The following is an 18,972-nucleotide window of genomic DNA, read 5'->3' as shown; positions in this document are numbered from 1 at the left end:
ACAACTCGAGAATTTTGGAACACTGCGAGAAGCCATGGAGCATGTCTTGACTTTAGCGTCCTAGCTAACCTGGCGGTTGCTATATCTTCTTCAACACCCGTGAATTGCTGAAGCATATAAGCAGAAATGACAGTAGTACTGCGCCAGTTTTCGGTTAATATTGCGTCTGATTGTAGGTCTAAAGTAAAGTAGTAAGTGCCATTATTTGGTAATTCTTGAATGGGATTACCAAAAATACTCCATGTTTTCCAGCGTTCTTGTAACTGCTTAGTAAATTCCTCTATTTTATTTTGGACGTTAGGTTTGAATTCGACTGGTTTTTGAGCACTAATTTCAACTTTACCTAGTCCCCGTGAAATCGACCCACCCAAACGAAAGCGATACCGACGACTATGAATAAATTCCCAAAGAGAATCTGCTAAATCATCTACAACTATAATTGCTGATTTGTAAATTACAGGTTTAGGATTATTCCCTGTAGACTCTGATTCATTGAGAACTTCAATGCTGTAAAGAATATCTTCTTCAGATGTAGCACGTTTTCTATTAATCCCGACTCGCGTTAAGAGACGTTTATTAACAGATAAACTGTAATATGTTTGTCGATGTCTCGCGTAGAAACCACTGTATGGTTCAACTCTTCCCCCATCGATGGGACAGCTGGGTTCATATACATAACCATAGTGTTCGGAGCAAAAACGGTCTATGAGACTGTCAAAAACTCCGTTGTTTGAAGATTTAGAATTTTTAAAACCTGGTTTTGTTTTAGAACTGAGTGCGGTTAGAGGTAAAACTTTAGTTTCTTCTATTCCACCTTTAGGGACAACTTTACCTTTAGTTTTGATTGATGGATAAGCATTTTGAAATATTGCTGCTTCATCACCAAGAAACAAAGCTTGAAAATCACCACCATTTTCCGTTAGGTCAACAGAACGATGACCGGATTCTTGCAAAATTTGAGCAGCAATTCCACCACGAATCACCGTACCTGAAATATAATCATCAACTTCACTAACTGAACCACCAGGTTTTTGTCTTCCAACAGCAAGGGGTGATAAAGCTTTAATTTCGAGTTCGATCCGTTTCACTTTATCTCTCCTCTTCCTAAGAATTCCCAAACTGCTTCATCTATATCTATTTCGTCGGGTAATTCCCAAGTTAACCATCCCAAACCAGCAGATTTACTTCCCCCCAATGCATTAATATGTCGCAAACCAGACCAAATTAATGCTTCTGCGTAATCGGTTCTTTGTGGTGTCAAGCTTGGTTGAATATGAATCTCACCTGTAAATTCAAGCTTTGCATTTGCGGGAGAAGTTTCTAAAAAATAAAGTTTTTTCTCTTCTGCTGTTTTCCGACGACGGTTGATAGTCACACCAGGACGCAAGACTTCAGGTAAGTTTTCTGGATCTTCAGTGCAAATTAAATCGTCGAATATAACTCGTGAAGGTAAAACTGGATCCCCAAAAATCTGGCTAATTAAACAGTGATATGTTTCTTCGTATCCAGGTACTTTATATTCTGGACGTCGAAACCCATCAGGTGCGTTGTTATTTCGGAAAATCACCATTTTTTCTGGATTGGGAGATTCAGAAATACTCCATCCCAAACCTCGAGCAATTTTTTCACATTCATGACGGAGACGACCTTTTACTTGAGAAGCAGGAATTAGTAAATTACCTTCGGAGTTACGAACAATTGCTTTATCTGCTAGGGAACCAGAAGAACCTCCAGCACCGATACATAAAGCAGTATCAATTATCGCTGCGATCGTATAAGTTTTTATTGAATTAGATAATTGTTGTAGATATATCATCAATTAGTTTTAGTAGTAATAATATTTTGCTTATTTATTCCATTACTTGTTTCATCATTTATTTCAGAATCATCATCTTTGCTAATAAATTCATAGATATCTACAAGTTCGCGCCAAATAGTTTCATAGATTTTCTCTTCTGGTTCAAACATCCAAGGTGCTAAGTTACCTCCATTTGTTTTTGCTGAACACCAAGGGTCTTCAAAATCTTGTTTTAGTAATTTTGAGTTTTCTAGTTTTAATCTGGCTCGGAAATAACGGTAATTTAAAATAGCTGTTTGTTTACCTCTTTCCAGAAAACTACGAATTTGGTAGATTTGTGATTTAGGAAATTCTGCTTTTTTCAAAGCTTGGACTGATTTAATTAATCCCTCCAATTCGTGTAAAGTATAAGGTGCAGCATATAACTTTAGTTTTGCACCGCGTTCTTTAACTAATGCTTTTTTACGAAACTCTTCTATATCAGAAGAAATCATTGTGACTGCTTTTAAGACCAAAAAGTCAACGGTTCCTCCGCAGTAACCAAATTCTGTTTTTTTCAGTCTTTTCGCTCTTTTTTTCGCTGATTTCAGTAATTGTGTAGTTAATTTTTCTGCATAATATACAGGTGTATTGTAAGAAGTAATCAAGACACCACTCGACATACTTAACTTACATTGTGAAGCTGGAGCAGTTTCCCAAGAATAACGATGAATTTTATTTAATTCAGCAGGCTTATTTGTTGATTCAACTCGATACTCATCTTTAATTTCTACATTTGCGATCGCAACTTCTTTCAAAAGAATTTTTTCAAACTGTTCCCCAATCATTTGGGCGATTTCTAAAGCTTTATCTGCAGGAACGATAATGATAATGTCATCCCCACCGATGGTAACTATTTCAAAGGGATGGATTAAATCTCTATTGTTTTTTAATCTTGATGTTGATTCATCAATTCCTTGTAATTTTCTAGGATGAAGCTTATCTGCTAATGCTTGATATACAGAATATTTTGTAGCGTTATCAACATCCTCGCTGAAATTTTGATATTGCTGAGGAGTGCGGATTTTTTGGATATAACCTCCCATATTATTACCATCAGCGTAAATGTAAGCAACAAATCCATTACTGACTTTACCTATGTGGGTTAAAGATGGGGGTGTTTCTACTTTCTCAAGATCGCAATCCTTACAGTACTTTTTATATTGTTCTGGATTTTCTTGCAGAAATATTTCAAATTTGTTCGTCCAATTCTCAATGATTCCTGGTTCCCAATCTAGTTTCAGTTCTTTATACCATTGGGGTGTACCTTGTGTTTCTTTTTTGGCGCGATCGCCAATACATCTCTTTCTAATCGCAGGTTCAGACAAATAAGGTTTTCCGGTAATTAGATCTACTTGAGCGATCGCACTACGCTTTTCCACTCCATCTCGTCTCAGATAAGGATGAGTCTCAAACATTGGTGGATAACGACGAGTGGGACGGTTATCAGTATCATTTCCACTACGACGTTGATTAAATTTAGCAGCTAATTTGGTTGTTAGTTCATTAAAACTTTTACGGTTTTGGAAATTTTCTACAACTTTTTTATCTAATATATTTGAATCATGATTTGAATCATTCTCAATTTTTCCAAAACAAGCTTCTACTATCGGATGTTTGTATTCTTTACGATACTTATCTAACCAAAATGTATCTGTAATATTATCTCGTAATAATCCAAAAGTCACATCAAGTAACTTAAAACAATCCCCAACCGCACAAGAGTTAGCTGTTAAGGTTTCATAAGTATAACGTTTTTCAATTGCATTAGCTAAATCGTCAACAAAAGCAGCTGGACAAAAAGCTAATATATTTCCACCTGTAGAATAGATAATCAGTTCGGGAATTAAAACCTCTGAGAACTTCGATTCATCATCCGATTGTTTGGGAAAGTTCTCATTTAACCAGTTTCTGACCACATTACATTGAGCACTATACTTAGGAGTATTTAATTTAGGGTCATATTTTGGAGTAACACCAAAAAAAGCTGGTAAATCAACCAAATTAATTCTATCTAATAACGCCGAAGCACCACGAATATCTGGTAATTTTGGTGCTTCAAAAACATATTGTTTAACTTTGGTTACACCCCCATAAACCAAACCAATTTTTGATTCCCAAAGTAAAGGATGATTTTCTATCAACTTATTTAACTCATCCAAATTTTTTGGGAAATTTTCTATATCTTCTAATTGTTCTAATCCCTTAACTGCAGTTACAATATCAGATACTTCCTCTGGAATTTCTCCTTCACTCATCAATGCTTTTTGCATTTCTTTCAAGACTTTTAAATCATGCTTAGCTTCTCTTCCTTCACCCCAAGCTAAACACCATGCAATTCCAGTATTAATTTTATTTTGATTAGTTTTATTTGAATTACTTTGCTCTGAATTACTATTCATAAGTCATTATCTTACTATTCTGATATCATCAAATCTGATTTTAACGAGTCATTCCCACTAACAACTCAGCTAAAGCTTTCACCATCTCCCGTCTCGAGACATCCTCACCTCTTTCCAAACGGTGAACGCTACCAATTAAAATCGGCGATTTAGTAATAATATTATCTTCTGTAGCATGTAAATCACTGTGGATAACCGCAACTATTCCCAAACCTAAATCTTCGCAAAACCTCTTCCAATCAGGTATTTTATCTCTTTCTCCTGTCAAAATAACTGCATGTGTCGCCTCACGCATAATTAACTGATTTTCCTCAGTAATTTTCCCACCCACATCAATAATATTTAAAGGTGCATTTGCACTGTGCACCCAACTTGCAGCTTTCTGAGCAAATTCCACAGTAAACTTAGATTTATAAGCGTCCTTCAAACTTCGTGCTAATCCTGGATCCCGTTGTGCTACTTCCGAAAACCAAGAACCTTCACCATCAGGACAAGCAGTTATCACATAGGGATATGGCGCATCTTTAATACTGCTAATTACTTGTTTTAAACCTTCCCGCAGACATGATTTTCCTGATTGTGGGGGACCACAAATAACTACTTTTGGTCCTTGTTTATCTTGTTGTGGTTCTTCCGTTTCAATTAATTCGCCAATTTCATAAGCTGGAGTGTGAGTAATGGCGATGATATAGGTTTTATATCCTTTTCTACCAATTTTTGGATCGAAGATTGCGATCGCACCGTATAAATGAGATAACTTATGTGCTATTAAATAACATACTGGTAAAGATGCAGGACCATCGATTTTTAAAAGTTTACCCCCAGGTATTGCTCCAAATCCAAGCAATTCATCTAAACGTTTTGCTGCATCTTTGACTATCCGATCCCCATTAGCTTTGATAGCACCAAATTTTACTTTGAGAATATCCCCTTCTACATCAATATGATAAGTACTCATAATTAAGTTTCAAAGTTTATGTTTCTCTCAATTTGCACCCCCAAATCAAGTCAAAATCAATCAATTAAGTCTCCCAGCTTATATGCTGGATTGTGAGTGATGCAAGTCACAAATTTACCAATCTTAGGATCGAACACTGCAACTGCACCATAAATATGGCTAACTTTGTGAGCTAAAACAAACGCAACAGGAATAGAAATAGGACCGTTGATTTTGAGTAATTGTCCTCCGGTCATTTCGCCGAGCGAGGTCATTTTCTCTAGTATTTTAGCTGCATCCTTGACAATGTCGTCGTTTTGCGCTGCTTCGCCAAAATTTACCTGCAAAGTTTCATCTTGTAATTCAATGCTGTAGGTGCTCATTGTTGCTCCTCATCTCGACATAGGAACATCATACAAGCATGGTGGAATATGCTATTTCCAAGAAGGAATTATTTATTTTTTGTATTGCTCATGTCGGCTTCAAACCAAAGAAAAATCGCAGTAAACCAATCCTTCTAATAAGTAATTCATAAAGGAAAGCGATCGCAGTCAAAGTAAATGAACTAAGAACAATAAATTTCGCGAAAATTCCTATTTCCCAGGTTGCAATAATAAACCCAATCAATACAATTATGGTTTGATGTAACATATAAAATGGCAAGGATGCTTCACTTAGATACCGTAATGTTGGAGAGCTAAAGCTGAGAAATTTCCTACCCATACCCAAAAATGCTACGATCCAAAACCAGGAATTGAAGGATCTTAAAGTTATCATCAAGGTGTAACCCCACGAACCATAATTTTTGTCCCTCATGAGTTGATTTAGATCTGGTTGCAATAGTAATAGAGTAGTGAATACCGCGAACACCAATGCTGGTATAAAATTTTGATCTACTGCTTGCTCAATTCGCTGCTCCGTAACAATAAAATAACCCCCCAGCAAAAACACCACATAGCTAAAAAGATTCCAACCTCCAGCTGTCCGGAATCCTAACGTTGTTGGGTTAAGGGTAGTTTCTAATAATGCGATCGGTAACCCGAGTAGAAAAATCACCATTGGTTTTTCCAGGATTTTTACCACCGTTCCAATTAGTTTTTCTCCTTTACCTTGTTTGAAATATATAAATAGAGGTAAAAATAAGAGCGAAAATAGAAATAACACTAACAAATACCACAGATGCATTCCCATCCAAGCAAAATTTCCCCCGAATAGATAAAATCCTTGAAAGTAGTAGGGTATGAAGTCCCAAAATGAACCAGAAAATTGTAATCCTCCATCCCATGATGCAACCCCATGACGGGGATTAGTTAAACGTTCTAGGTATACTTGTGGTGGAGATAGGATGAAAATCCCGAAGACTAGAGGAATCAGCAAACGCATACAGCGTTCTTGGACGAATTGTCTTGGGGTACGAAATCTGAGTGCAAAATAGATGCTAGCTCCAGACAAGACAAAAAACAAAGGCATTATCCATTGCAGTAAAATTATGGCAGAAATGCTTGCGATCGCATTAAGCTCATTATTTTTAACGTGCCAAGCTCCAAGATCGAAAAATCGCAGACAGTGGAAAATAAACACTGCAAACGTTCCCATTACTTTGAGTGAGTCAAAGTCGTAACGTCTAACAGGTTTACTTACTCCGAGATTCAATACAGATTCCTGATTCATTCTGACTATTGCAAAAAGTGATTATTTTTTTACTTACACCAATTTGGAGAACCTGTTGCAATGATTTATCGAATTGGTATTATTTAAGAAATAAAAAAGTATAGATAGACACGCGTTTTTCCCATCATCACCCCACCTGTTAACCCATCCGTTGCGAACCAACTATCGCTTCCCCTTCAATTTCCACCAAAAATTCCGGTAAAATCAACCGACTAACTTCAACCATACTGCAAGCAGGTCTGATATCTCGAAAAAACTCTCCATGTGCGCGACCGACTTGCTCCCAATCGTCAATATTAACGACATAAATCCGAGTGCGGACAACATCTGCTAAAGAACTATCCAATCTTTTTAATGCTGACTCAATATTGCGAATAATCTGTATTGTTTGGAGATATGAGTCACCCACACCAACAATATTTCCATCATTATCTGTAGCTGTTGTCCCCGAAACATGGATAATATTACCAACCCGAACAGCACGGGAATATCCGACAATTGGTTCCCAGGTTGTTCCAGTGGATATAATTTGGCGTTCCGTCATAGATTTTTATTTACCCACTCTATTTACCCACTGTCTAAAAGTAGATTAGCAGGATATTCAGTCTTTAAAAAATCAATTCTCAAGTAGGGTGAGTTACAACAAAATAAGCATTTAATATTTATAAATACTTCTAAATACTTCTGTAGGAACAACTTTTTCAGATGAATTTAAATAACTCACTCAATAATTCACTCCATAAGGAATTAGAACGCTACAATGAACTGGTTTCAACTCACCCCGACAACCCTGGAGCTTACGTACAAAGGGGAATGGTCAAATTTAAACTGGCTCAAGTCAACGAATCTATTGCTGACTTTGACGCTGCAGAAAAATTAAAACCAAGTATAACTCCCTATTTATGGCAGCGAGGACTATCCTATTACTATGCTAATAGATTCGCCGAAGGTGCTTCTCAGTTTGAGATAGACTTAACTGTTAATTCCCAAGATGTAGAAGAAACTGTTTGGCGTTATCTTTGCGTAGCTCGTCTTCAAGGGTCAGATGAAGCGCGTAAATCTTTACTTTCTGTAAAAAACGATCCCCGTTTAGTAATGCGTAAAGTTTACGAACTGTATGGAGGGAACTGCTCCACAGAAGATGTATTAAAAATAGGAAATCCTTTCGATAAGCGTTCCAAATTTTATAGTCACCTTTACGTAGGATTATATTTTGAAGCAAGCGATCGCACTGAAGAGGCTCAATCTTATATAACTAAGGCTGTAGACTCCTACCGAATTGATGATTATATGTGGTATTTGGCTCGGGTTCATAAAATTGTGCGTAGTTGGGATAAAAAATAGGAGTTTGTACGAGTACATTCTCCCAAAAATAATTTGAAACTTTTCATAATTCAGCAAAGTAAATCTAATATTTATTCCTATCTCCTACTTTTTTTCTTCTTCAGTTTTCAGCAAAATGATGATTTACGCTTTGTGTGAATTAGAAGCTGAAATAACGTAAATTCGTGATAATAATCACAAACTTGATTTAAGCCAGTTCTTGAAACCCTTGATATCACAAGGCTTAATTTAATTCACATTAGCCGTGATTTACTATTTTTTATTCACACCACAAAAGAAAATCGCGTGTTATTGGTAAAACACGCGATTGCGATCTTAGACTTAGATTTATTAATCAATAATTCCCCTAATTTATACTCTTCGCCAAGGATAATTCTGGTTGCAGTCGTTCTAAAACTTGCTGAAATACCATCGCAACCCAATCTATATCGGCTTCGGTAGTGTAACGTCCCAATGTCATGCGAATAGCACCTAGTGCTACTTGTTCGTCAAAACCCATTGCTAACAAAATAGAACTCGGGTTGAGCTTACCACTACTACAAGCAGCACCAGCGCTAATACCAATTCCAGCTAAATTCATTTGTCTAACCAGAGTTTTTCCACTAATTCTTCCTCCATCAGTTTGCTCCAAACAAAAGCTCACGTGATGGGGTAAGCGTTGAATTAAATCGCCGGTAGGTATTAACCCAGGAATATCAGCCAACTGAGCGAACAACCTATTTCTCAACTCAATTAGCCTTGGCGTTTCGAGGGATAATTCTTGGGCTGCTAATTCCGCAGCAGTTCCAAATCCAGCAATGATAGGAGTTGCTTGGGTTCCGGAACGCAAACGCGCTTCTTGACCGCCCCCTAAGACCAAGGGAATCAACTCTACCCCCGGACGCACATATAATGCACCTGCTCCCTGCGGTCCATAAATTTTATGACTGGAAATGCTCAATAAATCCACTGATGTTTTTTGGACGTCGATTGGTAAACGTCCTGCAGCTTGTACGGCATCAGTATGAAATAAAATATTTGCACTGCGAGCAATCTTACCTAATTCTTCAATTGGTTGTACTGTTCCAACTTCACTTTGTCCGTAGATGACCGAAATCAGAACAGTGTTATCCTGCAAAGCTGCTTTCAAATCAAGGGGATTAACTCTACCTTTAGCATCGACCGCCAAACGCGTTACTTCCCAACCCCATTTTTCAAGTAATCTTACTGGTTCAGAAACCGCAGAATGCTCCACACTGGAAATGATTATATGTTGGGGTTCGGTATACCAACGAGCAACGCCCATAATCGCGAGATTATCAGCTTCGGTACCTCCACTGGTAAAAATCATTGATTCAGCGGGCGCATTAATTAAAGCAGCAACCTGCATCCTTGCTTGCTCTACCACTGTTGCTGCACGTTGTCCCCACTCATGCAAGCTGGATGGGTTTCCCCATTGATTGGTCATTACTGCTTGCATCGTGGTTATAGCTTCCCGACGGGTAGGGGTGGTGGCGCTGTAGTCTAAATAAACTTGCATAAAAATATGAGTGAAAACATATGCTGGCAACAGGCTGTCTCTATTCTCAGCTTACATAGTTAATCGAGCAAATTCTGAGAATTTTTTTATAGTTCACGATTATTAGTGGGTAAGAGGACGTTTCTCTTAGTATGAGAAATATTTTTTCAATTTAGCTAGAAAGTTTATATTTTGATAACCCATCAGGGTATTAGCCTGAAGTTTTAATCAAGATAGCTGAGTTTATTTGTGAGTGGGTACTTAGTAAATGTCTAAATTGGGAACTATAAGAGTAATTCACTACTAACTAATTTTTAGCAGAATACTGTGCATCTGTTTTATAACTACAAACATTATTCCCAAATCTTTTTGTTGTTTTTTCTTCTCGCTGGTTGTCGACAAATCCATTCTCCCAAGAAACTGCAACAACAACTACCTCAAGATAAATTTGTTCAAGTTTACTTTAACCATTCAACTGCCTCTGAGTATCGAGAACAATATCGGATGCAAACCCGATATGGAGATAATTTAGAAAAACAAATTATAAATGTTATTTCCGAGGCAAAAAATAGTATAGATGTTGCAGTTCAGGAGCTACGTTTGCCAAAAGTAGCTGAAGCATTAGTTGATAGATATAGGGTAGGTGTCAAAGTAAGAATTATTCTCGAAAATAAATATAGCCGCCCTTGGAGTAGTTTTACATCCACAGAAATTGCATCTTTACCACAAAGAGAGCGCCAACGCTATCAAGATTTCAAAAATTTTGCAGATATTAACAATAATGGCAAACTTAGTCAGGATGAAATTGCTCAAAGAGATGCTTTATTGATATTAAAAAATGCCAAAATCCCTATTATTGATGATACTGAAGATGGTTCTAAGGGTAGTGGTTTAATGCATCATAAATTTGTAGTTGTGGACAACAGATTTGTGATTATAACCTCTAGTAATTTAACTTTAAGTGGTATCCACGGTGACTATAGTAATCCTAATAGTTTGGGTAATATAAATAATTTATTGAAAATAGATAGCCCTAAATTAGCTACTTTATTTACAGAAGAATTTAATTTCATGTGGGGTGATGGAGTTGGAGGAAAAAAGGATAGTAAATTTGGGATTAAAAAGCCTTTGAGAAAAGCAAAAAAAATTATCTTAGGTAATAATAGAATTACAGTTAAATTTTCACCGATTGCTCGTAGTAATGATTGGATTGAAACTAGCAATGGTTTAATCGATGCAAGCCTAAAGTCTGCTGGAGAATCCATCGATATGGCATTATTTGTATTTTCTGCTCAGCAACTAGCAGATACTTTGAAATGGCAAAATAAAAATAATGTAAAAATTAGAGCTTTAATTGAAAAAGACTTTGCTTATCGTTCCTACAGCGAAGCCTTAGATATGTTGGGTATTGCTATTAAAAGAAAATGTAAATATGAACCAGAAAATAATCCCTGGGAGAACCCGATCAATACAGTCGGAGTCCCTCTATTACCAAAAGGTGATTTACTGCATCATAAGTTTGCAATTGTAGATAAAAAATTAGTAATTACGGGTTCTCACAATTGGTCGGAAGCAGCTAATTATAAAAATGACGAAACTGTTTTGGTGATAGATAGCCCTCAAGTTGCTGCTCATTACGTTCGAGAGTTTGAGCGACTTTATACCAATGCAATATTTGATATTCCAAAAAAAATATACAAAACTGTGGAACAACAAACAAGAAAATGTACAAATAAATAAACTACCAATCAATTTAAAAGTTTCTTGATACAAGCATAACAATCAAACATAATCGCGATCCCACAAAATCAATGAAATGAACTGGATTCCTATTTATTGTCAAAGTGGTAGAAACCCTGCAATTAAGCTACCGAAAAAATTATTGACTCTATGATGTTGTGACTTGTGTAATTGGGATTTTAATTATAAAATCAGTCCCTTCACCAAGTCGAGATAAGCACTCTAATTTTCCATGATGCTTTTCTACAATTATTTGATGGCTAATTGCTAATCCTAATCCGGTTCCTTTTCCCACTTCTTTGGTCGTAAAGAAAGGGTCAAATAGTCTGGAGATAATTTTTCCTGGTATCCCAGGTCCATTATCTGCTATGCAAATAGTTACAGATTTAGAGTCTAAAGTCTGAGTAGAGATCCGAATCTGACTTTTTGTAGTTTTAACATCTCTGGTTGATAAACCCGCACTGTTTTCGTGCTTACCCTCGTGCTCATATTCATCGAAAGCATCAATTGCATTACTGATTAAATTCATGAATACTTGATTGAGTTGACCCGGATAACATTCAACTAGAGGTAATTTCCCATATTCTTTGATAATCTCAATCCCAGAAGATTCCGGCTTTACCTTCAAACGATTTTGAAGAATCATTAAGGTATTATCAATACCTTCATGGATATCTGCTTGCTTATATTCGGATTCGTCAAGACGAGAGAAGTTACGTAGGGATTTAACTATTTCACGAATACGTAGAGAACCAACCTTCATTGAAGTTAAAAGTTTGGGGAGATCTTCATTGAGAAAATCTAAATCTATTGAATCTACTTCTTCTTGAACTTTAGTTGTAGGCTCAGGATATTCTTCTTGGTAAATTTCTACTAATCTTAGGAGATCTTGAGTATATTCGTGAGCATATGTGAGATTACCATGGATAAAGTTTACAGGATTATTGATCTCATGGGCAATGCCTGCAACTAACTGTCCCAAGCTAGACATTTTCTCATTTTGAATCAATTGACCTTGAGTTTTTTTAAGTTCCCTGAGAGTTTTTTCCAGAATGAAATTTTTCTCAATTAGTTCCTGAGTTCGCTTCTCTACTTTTTCTTCCAAATTATCGTTGTAGGATTCTAATTTTTGATTGGTGTTGATTTGTTCTGCTAAGAGTTCTTTAACCTTAAAAATCATTTGGTTGAAAGAAGTTGCTAAAACACCCACTTCGTCTGCAGTATTTATAGAAGCTTGTAAGTCAAAATTTGATTTTTGTGTAACTTCTTTGGCTATATGAGTTAAATCTTTCAGAGGTCGAGAAATACTTATGCTGATGTAATATGCAAACAATATTGCCAATATTGTCGATAAAGAAATGCTAATAAACGCAATCCAAAACTGAATTTGATCGGTATTGTTTATAAACTCCTCTGCTTCAAGATAGTGATTGTCGGAAATTTTTACCAAGTCGGTTAAATCATCTGAGATACCATCAAACTTCAGTGCTAAAGGACTGTTAGTAAAATCCAGTAGTAACTTTTGAGCAGTTGCAATTTTTTCTGGTGAGTCTAAATTAGAGGAATCTATCTTTTGTAAAATATTACGTATTTCTTGGAAATAAGCTTTTGGAATACCTCGATAAGTTTGGAGTAAATTAGGAATTCCATCAGTATGCGCTTCATGATCTTCACCTTTTGTATTGGTATGAGAGACAAAAGATTTGATTTCAGACCAAGTTTTTCTCACTGTTGCTGCATGCTCAAGAAAATGGGAATATTCATCTTCTAAGTCTTTTGGCTGATTTACTAATGGAATAAACTGTTGTTGATGGGTTCGTGACTGCAAAATTGAAGCTTGCAATCTCCGAACTATTTCTACTTGTTCGTGAGCATGCTGTTCTTTTTGACGGGCTTTACTTTTGTAATGATTGGATACGATAATCCCTGATATGGTACCGCATATGGCTATACTGATAGCTATACCATATCCAAAACCAATTTTCTGGCTAACATTCAGTTGGTTCAGGAATTTGCGACAATTATCTTTTAAAGGTTGAGAAATATTCGAATTCTTACTATATCTGAATCTATTAATGATACTTTTTAAGTCAGTATTTCCCGATTGATTAAGCATATAATATTTTACGCATTTTTAGTCCTATTTATTATTCCCAGGACGACATCGATTTTTATAATTAAATTAAATTTTCATACTTTATAAGGACATTTATGTTCATAAATTGAGGGAACTACTGAGTTAAAATATAATTTTTAGTTGGAGTGACAACCCCGTTTTATATTTCAAAATTGATTTAAATATTTGACCTCAAAGTATAATAAGTTACTTTGCTTGACAGTGTTCTGATATTGAAAATAAATCTGGACCACTAAATGAGCGCTTAAAATCAAACTCATTTTCCTAGGTTTAAAGCCTAGATGATGGCAAAAAATAGTCACAAATCATTAGACTTAAAGTAACTTACCAATGCTATGGGAAAAATAAATTAGATTAATGAGCGAACAACCTGCTAAAATTTGTATCCTCGGTGGTGGCTTTGGTGGTCTTTATACTGCCTTAAGGCTGAGTAAATTTACTTGGGATGATGGACGAAAGCCAGAAATCGTGCTAGTGGATAAAAGCGATCGCTTCCTGTTTTTACCACTTCTTTATGAACTTCTGACAGGAGAGTTGCAAACTTGGGAAATTGCTCCTCCCTTTGAAGAACTGTTGCAAAATACTGGAGTACGCTTTTATCAAAGTGAGGTATCTGGAATTGATCTGGAGCAAAATCGAGTGCATTTACAAAACGGTCCAGAAATATCTTACGACCGTCTAGTTTTAGCTTTGGGGGGAGAAACACCTTTAGATATAGTTCCTGGAGCAACATCCTATGCTTATCCATTCCGTAGTATCGCTGATACTTACCGCTTAGAAGAACGTCTGCGAATATTAGAGGAATCTGACGCGGACAAAATTCGAGTAGCAATTGTTGGTGGTGGTTATAGTGGTGTAGAGTTAGCTTGTAAATTAGCCGATAGACTTGGAAAACGGGGAAGATTTCGGTTGGTTGAAATGAGCGACCAAATTTTACAAACTTCTACTGAGTTTAACCGGGAAGCAGCCAAAAAAGCTTTGGATAGCCGTGGTATATTTATCGATTTAGAAACTAAAGTCGAGTCTATCGCTAAAGATAATATTTCTTTGGAATATAAGGGTCAGATAGATACAATTCCTGTAGATTTAGTACTTTGGACTGTTGGTACTAAGGTTATACCCATAGTTCAAGATCTTCCTTTGAAAAAAAATCAGCGCGGTCAAATTACAACGCTTCCAACTTTGCAAGTTCACGACCATCCAGAAATATTTGCTTTGGGCGATCTTGCAGATTGTTTGGATGCTGATGGTCAGCAAATACCAGCAACAGCTCAAGCCGCTTTTCAGGAATCAGATTTCGTTGCTTGGAACATCTGGGGGTCTCTTACTAATCGTCCTTTACTTCCTTTCCGTTACACGCAACTGGGCGAACTTATGTCTTTGGGTGTAGATAATGCGACACTAAGTGGTTTGGGGATCAAGATTGAAGGAACTTTAGGATATGTTGCTCGACGCTTACTTTATTTGTATCGCTTACCGACCTTAGAGCATCAATTAAAAGTCGGTTTTAATTGGTTAGTAGCTCCGATTATCGATAATATCCAGGATTAAGGTGACATGATTTGCTGTAAAAAATCATAATAAAAACTACGAACCTGTAGAGCTTTTTTAACCATAAATTACTTCGTATCAAGAATTACATTTGGTAAGGTTGACATATTTAGCAGGTAAAATTTCTTGGTGAAGAGAAGACATGGTTTGAAGAGCTTTCCATAAATTCCCATAAAGATTAGTACCATAAGATTTCACCAGCAGGGGCGCAGCACATTGCGCCTCAAATCTTAAGTTATAGCAACATAAACTTATACCAATTTGGAAAAATAATGAGACAGATAGATTTTGTAGAGACGTTGCATGCAACGTCTCTACCGGAGAATCTGTTGCAATGATTTATTGAATTGGTATTAGTTTAGAACATATTTTACTTACGCGTAGCGTTATATTTTTCTTCTGGATATTCTTGGTTTTTGTCCGGATGAAAAATTTTGTTGGTTGAATCACTCTGTAATAAACATCTTTTGCAAATCCATGTGCTGGGGAATATACAGTAATAATCAATACTGTATTCAGATTTAATCTACTTTGGTAATTTACTTTAGTAATTTATTTTGGATTTTTTGTCAGATTATTGCGGTACTATTGAACCAATTTTTGGCTTATTGATTCTTAGTTCCTAGTAATTTATTTTTGGTCTGACCACACTTTTATGTCTTTGGTTTAATTCATTTTTAATAGCTGGCTAAATAGAATGAGAAAAAATATTAGCAAATGAAAACAAAGTTTATTTAAGTTTGAGATTTATTTGTCCTATAATTGCCACCTGTAGGTTATTGCAACAGAGTGAAGTATATATATCCCCATGAAAATACATGATTGTGTGTTTTTAGGATATTGATGTACCTCACTAATACGAGCAAAATTTTGAATATAGCTTTGACACAAAGTCCGCTCTAATTCTGAGATTTATATTTTGGGAACTAGATGTTGGAAGCGATATATTGGGATTCAGATTTTAGGATTCAGATTTTAGGATTCAGGATTCAGAGTTTAGATTTTAGGATTCAGATTTTAGGATTTAGAATTCAGAATTTAGATTTTGATAGTTAAATATTTAAAAGTTAAATTTTGAAGATTAAACTTGGAAGATTCAATAACTGAAGATTTAATTATGTTGTAATAAAACTGAATACTGGTGATGTAATAAATTTCTGTACTGGATAATGCAACAAAATTTTTTGATTTTTGCGAAAATTACTTGCATTTATGTTCCAATATGGTGGATATAAGAATATTTGCAATCTACCACGCAGACATAAATGTTACTTTGTAGTAATTTTTATGAGCTATCTAAACTACATCCAATTTAAAAACTTGATTTTTACTCAAAGGTAAACTGCGGTTCTGGATAGATTTAGGGTTTATTTTAATTTGCAGATTATTAATATGGAACGTAGCATGAAACGACCGAAAGTAATTTTTGTAGACGCAGTTGGGACATTATTTGGTGTCAAAGGTGGTGTGGGAGAAATTTACTCCGAAATTGCGCGAGATTTTGAAGTGGAAGTTTCTTCACAAGTATTAGACAAAGCTTTTACTGATAGCTTTAAAGCTGCAACATCACCTATATTCCCAGATGCAGATGAAAAAGATATTCCCCAACTGGAATTTGAATGGTGGAAGGACATTGCTGCTCAAACTTTTGAAAAAGCAGGAGTAATCAAACAATTTCCTGATTTTGGTGAATTTTTTAGCGAGCTTTACATTCACTTTGGAACTGCAGAAGCTTGGTTTGTTTATCCTGATGTGATACCGGCTTTGATTAACTGGCGACGTATGGGAATCGAATTGGGGGTATTATCTAATTTTGATTCTCGGATTTATTCGGTTTTACAAGCCCTCGAACTTCGAGAGTTTTTTGGTTCAGTTACTATTTGTAGCCAGGTTGGTGCTGCAAAACCCGATCCTGAAATTTTTGCGATCGCTCTATCCAAACATAACTGTTCTCCCCAAGCTGCATGGCATATTGGTGATGATGTCAACCATGACTATGAGGGAGCTAAATCAGCAGGGGTACGAGGTATCTGGATCAATCGCAGTAATGCAGGTCAAAAGTTAAAAGTTAAAAGTTAAAAATAAAAAGTGAATAAGAAAGCAAACAAAAATATTTTCCCTGTTTCTTGTTTCCTGTTCCCCATACTTCATCAAACATAAGAATTTGTAACTTATAATTCCCCCAAATTTCAAGACTTAAACGTAAAATTTATACAGGTGTATGGGGTATTGATATGAAACATCTCTTATATATAGCATCGGCTGTACTAGGCTGCTCTTTGATGAATTGGGTATTGTTTGGAAAACCAGCACAAGCTCAAGTTGCTTATGGGAGTTATGTAGGTGTTGGTCCAACTGTGGGACTTTCCGATGGTGGTCAAGTTGGGGGAGTTATTGCTGGTCGTTATAAGCTGTTAAAAGCGCCAGTTTCTTTTCGCGCTCAAGCTTTAATTGGTAAAAATACTGCTATTGTCCCAACAGTTTCTTATGATTTTCCTTTAGATTGGCAAACTGATGCTTACGTGGGAGCAGGATTAGCCTTAGCTGGTGGTGATACACCCTCACCTGTTGGGAATAAAGTCAGCTTTGCAGTACAACCTGGAGTTGATTACATGGTACCCAATAGCAATACTGTGATTTTTGGCAATGCAATTATTGCTTTTGATGCTTATCGCAATAGTAGCGGTGCTGCTGTTTCAGTTCAAGGTGGTGTAGGTTTGAGATTTTAAGGTTGACGATAGCGTCGTTAACATAAAATCCATAGCAAAGCTTCAATCGCCTTAAATATCGCGGCTTCCATTTGAATCAAATACATTTTTATATTCCCATTCTGTAGAGACGTTGCAGAGCCTGCGGCGTCGGCGTTAGCCTCTGCAACGTCTCTACAAAGCGTCATGCACTGCACTCAACCCAAAACCTCTATATAGCTGAATTACCAGATATTTGAGAAAGCTTCTTTGAGTACAAAATCAAACATATGAATTTTTGTAACTGAGTATGGACATGCTAGTGCATTAGTACTAAAAAGAAAGCGTGAGGGTTATTTGCGTTCACCCTCACGTTTTTTCAATATTCAATATTCAATTTGTCTTATTCTTCAACAATCATGACACAACAACAGTCCAACACCATAACCCCACATCTTATAGTTAACGATGCAGCATCCGCCATCGAATTCTACAAACAAGCTTTTGGTGCAGAAGAAAAATATCGCATGCTCACACCAGACAAACAGAAAATCATGCACGCAGAGTTGCAAATCGGTAACTCAATCATCTTTCTCAATGATGAATTTCCTGATTGCGGTCGTCTCTCAGCAAAAACTTTAAATGCTTCTCCTGTGGGTATTCATTTGCAAATTGATGACGCAGATCTGTGGTTTGAGCGAGCTGTAAATGCAGGAGCAAAAGTAACAATGGCTTTAGAAAACGCCTTCTGGGGCGATAGATATGGTATGGTTGTAGACCCATTCGGTCATAATTGGTCAATCAGTTCTCATGTGGAAGAGCTTTCCAGTGAAGAGATTCAGCGACGCGCAGCTTTAGAATTTGCGAGTTAATACCCCAAATTCCTCCCCTTTGGATTTATATGTAGATGATGTAGAGACGTTGCATGCAACGTCTCTACCGTTTCTAGTTCCCAGGGTGACCCTGGGAACCAGGATCTAGAGCCTCTGGCTCTTATCTTAGGGATTTTCAAAAAATAATTTATATAACATTTATTACCCGTAGGGGCGCACCGATGTGCGCCCAAGCGACCTGCACTCTAACTAGGGCTTGCTGAATAAATACAAAAAGGTGATGGTTAATACATTATCAGACCCAAGGAATATATTCAGATGCAAGAAAACAGTCT

The 18,972-nt window shown here is 36.4% G+C and carries 16 protein-coding genes; 6 read left to right on the top strand and 10 right to left on the bottom strand.

Annotated features, from left to right (window positions below; genetic code table 11):
* The 7 genes from csx10 to BC008_RS10200 form a co-directional block, all read right to left on the bottom strand.
* Positions 1-1,088 (bottom strand): type III-D CRISPR-associated RAMP protein Csx10 (gene csx10, locus BC008_RS10230; RefSeq protein WP_058183497.1); only part of this gene is annotated, 1,088 nt, incomplete at its 3' end.
* Complete coding sequence (locus BC008_RS10225) at positions 1,085-1,816, bottom strand: RAMP superfamily CRISPR-associated protein (protein ID WP_027844540.1); 732 nt, start codon at positions 1,814-1,816, stop codon at positions 1,085-1,087. The genes BC008_RS10225 and csx10, both read right to left, overlap by 4 nt.
* Positions 1,816-4,239, bottom strand: coding sequence for a type III-B CRISPR-associated protein Cas10/Cmr2 (cas10, locus tag BC008_RS10220; protein WP_058183496.1), 2,424 nt, complete (start codon positions 4,237-4,239; stop codon positions 1,816-1,818). Before cas10 ends, BC008_RS10225 begins: the two co-directional genes overlap by 1 nt.
* A gap of 40 nt (positions 4,240-4,279) precedes the next feature.
* Positions 4,280-5,197 carry a hypothetical protein gene (locus BC008_RS10215; RefSeq protein WP_027844539.1) on the bottom strand — a complete coding sequence of 306 codons (918 nt, stop codon included), beginning with the start codon at positions 5,195-5,197 and terminating at the stop codon, positions 4,280-4,282.
* A 56-nt stretch (positions 5,198-5,253) separates the two neighbouring features.
* A complete protein-coding gene (locus BC008_RS10210) occupies positions 5,254-5,559 on the bottom strand; it encodes a CRISPR-associated protein Csx3 (protein WP_027844538.1) in 306 nt (101 codons plus the stop codon).
* Between the two features lie 88 nt (positions 5,560-5,647).
* On the bottom strand, positions 5,648-6,847 hold the full coding sequence (locus BC008_RS10205) for an acyltransferase family protein (RefSeq protein WP_027844537.1): 1,200 nt from the start codon (positions 6,845-6,847) through the stop codon (positions 5,648-5,650).
* A gap of 139 nt (positions 6,848-6,986) precedes the next feature.
* On the bottom strand, positions 6,987-7,391 hold the full coding sequence (locus tag BC008_RS10200) for a RidA family protein (RefSeq protein ID WP_027844536.1): 405 nt from the start codon (positions 7,389-7,391) through the stop codon (positions 6,987-6,989).
* Between the two features lie 161 nt (positions 7,392-7,552).
* On the opposite strand from BC008_RS10200, the gene BC008_RS10195 reads away from it, so the two are divergent.
* Entirely contained in the window at positions 7,553-8,191 is a 639-nt protein-coding gene (locus BC008_RS10195) for a tetratricopeptide repeat protein (protein WP_027844535.1), read from the top strand.
* 346 nt (positions 8,192-8,537) lie between these two features.
* Here BC008_RS10195 and BC008_RS10190 read toward each other — a convergent pair whose 3' ends face one another.
* Positions 8,538-9,710 carry a cysteine desulfurase family protein gene (locus BC008_RS10190; RefSeq protein WP_027844534.1) on the bottom strand — a complete coding sequence of 391 codons (1,173 nt, stop codon included), beginning with the start codon at positions 9,708-9,710 and terminating at the stop codon, positions 8,538-8,540.
* 306 nt (positions 9,711-10,016) lie between these two features.
* On the opposite strand from BC008_RS10190, the gene BC008_RS10185 reads away from it, so the two are divergent.
* A complete protein-coding gene (locus tag BC008_RS10185) occupies positions 10,017-11,429 on the top strand; it encodes a phospholipase D-like domain-containing protein (protein ID WP_027844533.1) in 1,413 nt (470 codons plus the stop codon).
* 148 nt (positions 11,430-11,577) lie between these two features.
* Here BC008_RS10185 and BC008_RS10180 read toward each other — a convergent pair whose 3' ends face one another.
* The gene (locus BC008_RS10180) at positions 11,578-13,545 is read right to left on the bottom strand and encodes a sensor histidine kinase (protein ID WP_027844532.1); all 1,968 of its coding nucleotides are present in this window, start codon (positions 13,543-13,545) and stop codon (positions 11,578-11,580) included.
* 378 nt (positions 13,546-13,923) lie between these two features.
* On the opposite strand from BC008_RS10180, the gene BC008_RS10175 reads away from it, so the two are divergent.
* From BC008_RS10175 to BC008_RS10165, 3 genes are all read left to right on the top strand, one after another.
* Positions 13,924-15,117, top strand: coding sequence for an NAD(P)/FAD-dependent oxidoreductase (locus BC008_RS10175; RefSeq protein WP_027844531.1), 1,194 nt, complete (start codon positions 13,924-13,926; stop codon positions 15,115-15,117).
* A 1,404-nt stretch (positions 15,118-16,521) separates the two neighbouring features.
* Positions 16,522-17,196, top strand: coding sequence for an HAD-IA family hydrolase (locus BC008_RS10170; RefSeq protein ID WP_027846879.1), 675 nt, complete (start codon positions 16,522-16,524; stop codon positions 17,194-17,196).
* Positions 17,197-17,351: 155 nt separating this feature from the next.
* Positions 17,352-17,846, top strand: coding sequence for a hypothetical protein (locus tag BC008_RS10165; protein WP_027846880.1), 495 nt, complete (start codon positions 17,352-17,354; stop codon positions 17,844-17,846).
* Positions 17,847-17,863: 17 nt separating this feature from the next.
* Here BC008_RS10165 and BC008_RS49390 read toward each other — a convergent pair whose 3' ends face one another.
* Complete coding sequence (locus BC008_RS49390) at positions 17,864-18,013, bottom strand: hypothetical protein (RefSeq protein ID WP_161938100.1); 150 nt, start codon at positions 18,011-18,013, stop codon at positions 17,864-17,866.
* Between the two features lie 210 nt (positions 18,014-18,223).
* On the opposite strand from BC008_RS49390, the gene BC008_RS10160 reads away from it, so the two are divergent.
* Positions 18,224-18,676, top strand: a complete 453-nt coding sequence (locus BC008_RS10160; protein ID WP_058183495.1) for a VOC family protein — start codon at positions 18,224-18,226, stop codon at positions 18,674-18,676.
* The last annotated feature ends 296 nt before the right edge of the window (positions 18,677-18,972 follow it).

It is taken from the genome of Mastigocoleus testarum BC008 (assembly GCF_001456025.1).
Lineage (GTDB): Bacteria > Cyanobacteriota > Cyanobacteriia > Cyanobacteriales > Nostocaceae > Mastigocoleus > Mastigocoleus testarum.
This window is presented reverse-complemented; position numbering and strand designations above follow the sequence as displayed.

Excerpts from the sequence above, each read along its gene's own strand:
- BC008_RS10200 (WP_027844536.1), bottom strand. The coding sequence starts at position 7,391 with ATGACGGAACGCCAAATTATATCCACTGGAACAACCTGGGAACCAATT.
- cas10 (WP_058183496.1), bottom strand. The coding sequence starts at position 4,239 with ATGAATAGTAATTCAGAGCAAAGTAATTCAAATAAAACTAATCAAAAT.
- BC008_RS10225 (WP_027844540.1), bottom strand. The coding sequence starts at position 1,816 with ATGATATATCTACAACAATTATCTAATTCAATAAAAACTTATACGATC.
- BC008_RS10165 (WP_027846880.1), top strand. The coding sequence starts at position 17,352 with ATGAAACATCTCTTATATATAGCATCGGCTGTACTAGGCTGCTCTTTG.
- BC008_RS10205 (WP_027844537.1), bottom strand. The coding sequence starts at position 6,847 with ATGAATCAGGAATCTGTATTGAATCTCGGAGTAAGTAAACCTGTTAGA.
- BC008_RS10160 (WP_058183495.1), top strand. The coding sequence starts at position 18,224 with ATGACACAACAACAGTCCAACACCATAACCCCACATCTTATAGTTAAC.
- BC008_RS10215 (WP_027844539.1), bottom strand. The coding sequence starts at position 5,197 with ATGAGTACTTATCATATTGATGTAGAAGGGGATATTCTCAAAGTAAAA.
- BC008_RS49390 (WP_161938100.1), bottom strand. The coding sequence starts at position 18,013 with ATGACGCTTTGTAGAGACGTTGCAGAGGCTAACGCCGACGCCGCAGGC.
- BC008_RS10175 (WP_027844531.1), top strand. The coding sequence starts at position 13,924 with ATGAGCGAACAACCTGCTAAAATTTGTATCCTCGGTGGTGGCTTTGGT.
- BC008_RS10195 (WP_027844535.1), top strand. The coding sequence starts at position 7,553 with ATGAATTTAAATAACTCACTCAATAATTCACTCCATAAGGAATTAGAA.
- BC008_RS10210 (WP_027844538.1), bottom strand. The coding sequence starts at position 5,559 with ATGAGCACCTACAGCATTGAATTACAAGATGAAACTTTGCAGGTAAAT.
- BC008_RS10190 (WP_027844534.1), bottom strand. The coding sequence starts at position 9,710 with ATGCAAGTTTATTTAGACTACAGCGCCACCACCCCTACCCGTCGGGAA.
- BC008_RS10180 (WP_027844532.1), bottom strand. The coding sequence starts at position 13,545 with ATGCTTAATCAATCGGGAAATACTGACTTAAAAAGTATCATTAATAGA.
- BC008_RS10170 (WP_027846879.1), top strand. The coding sequence starts at position 16,522 with ATGAAACGACCGAAAGTAATTTTTGTAGACGCAGTTGGGACATTATTT.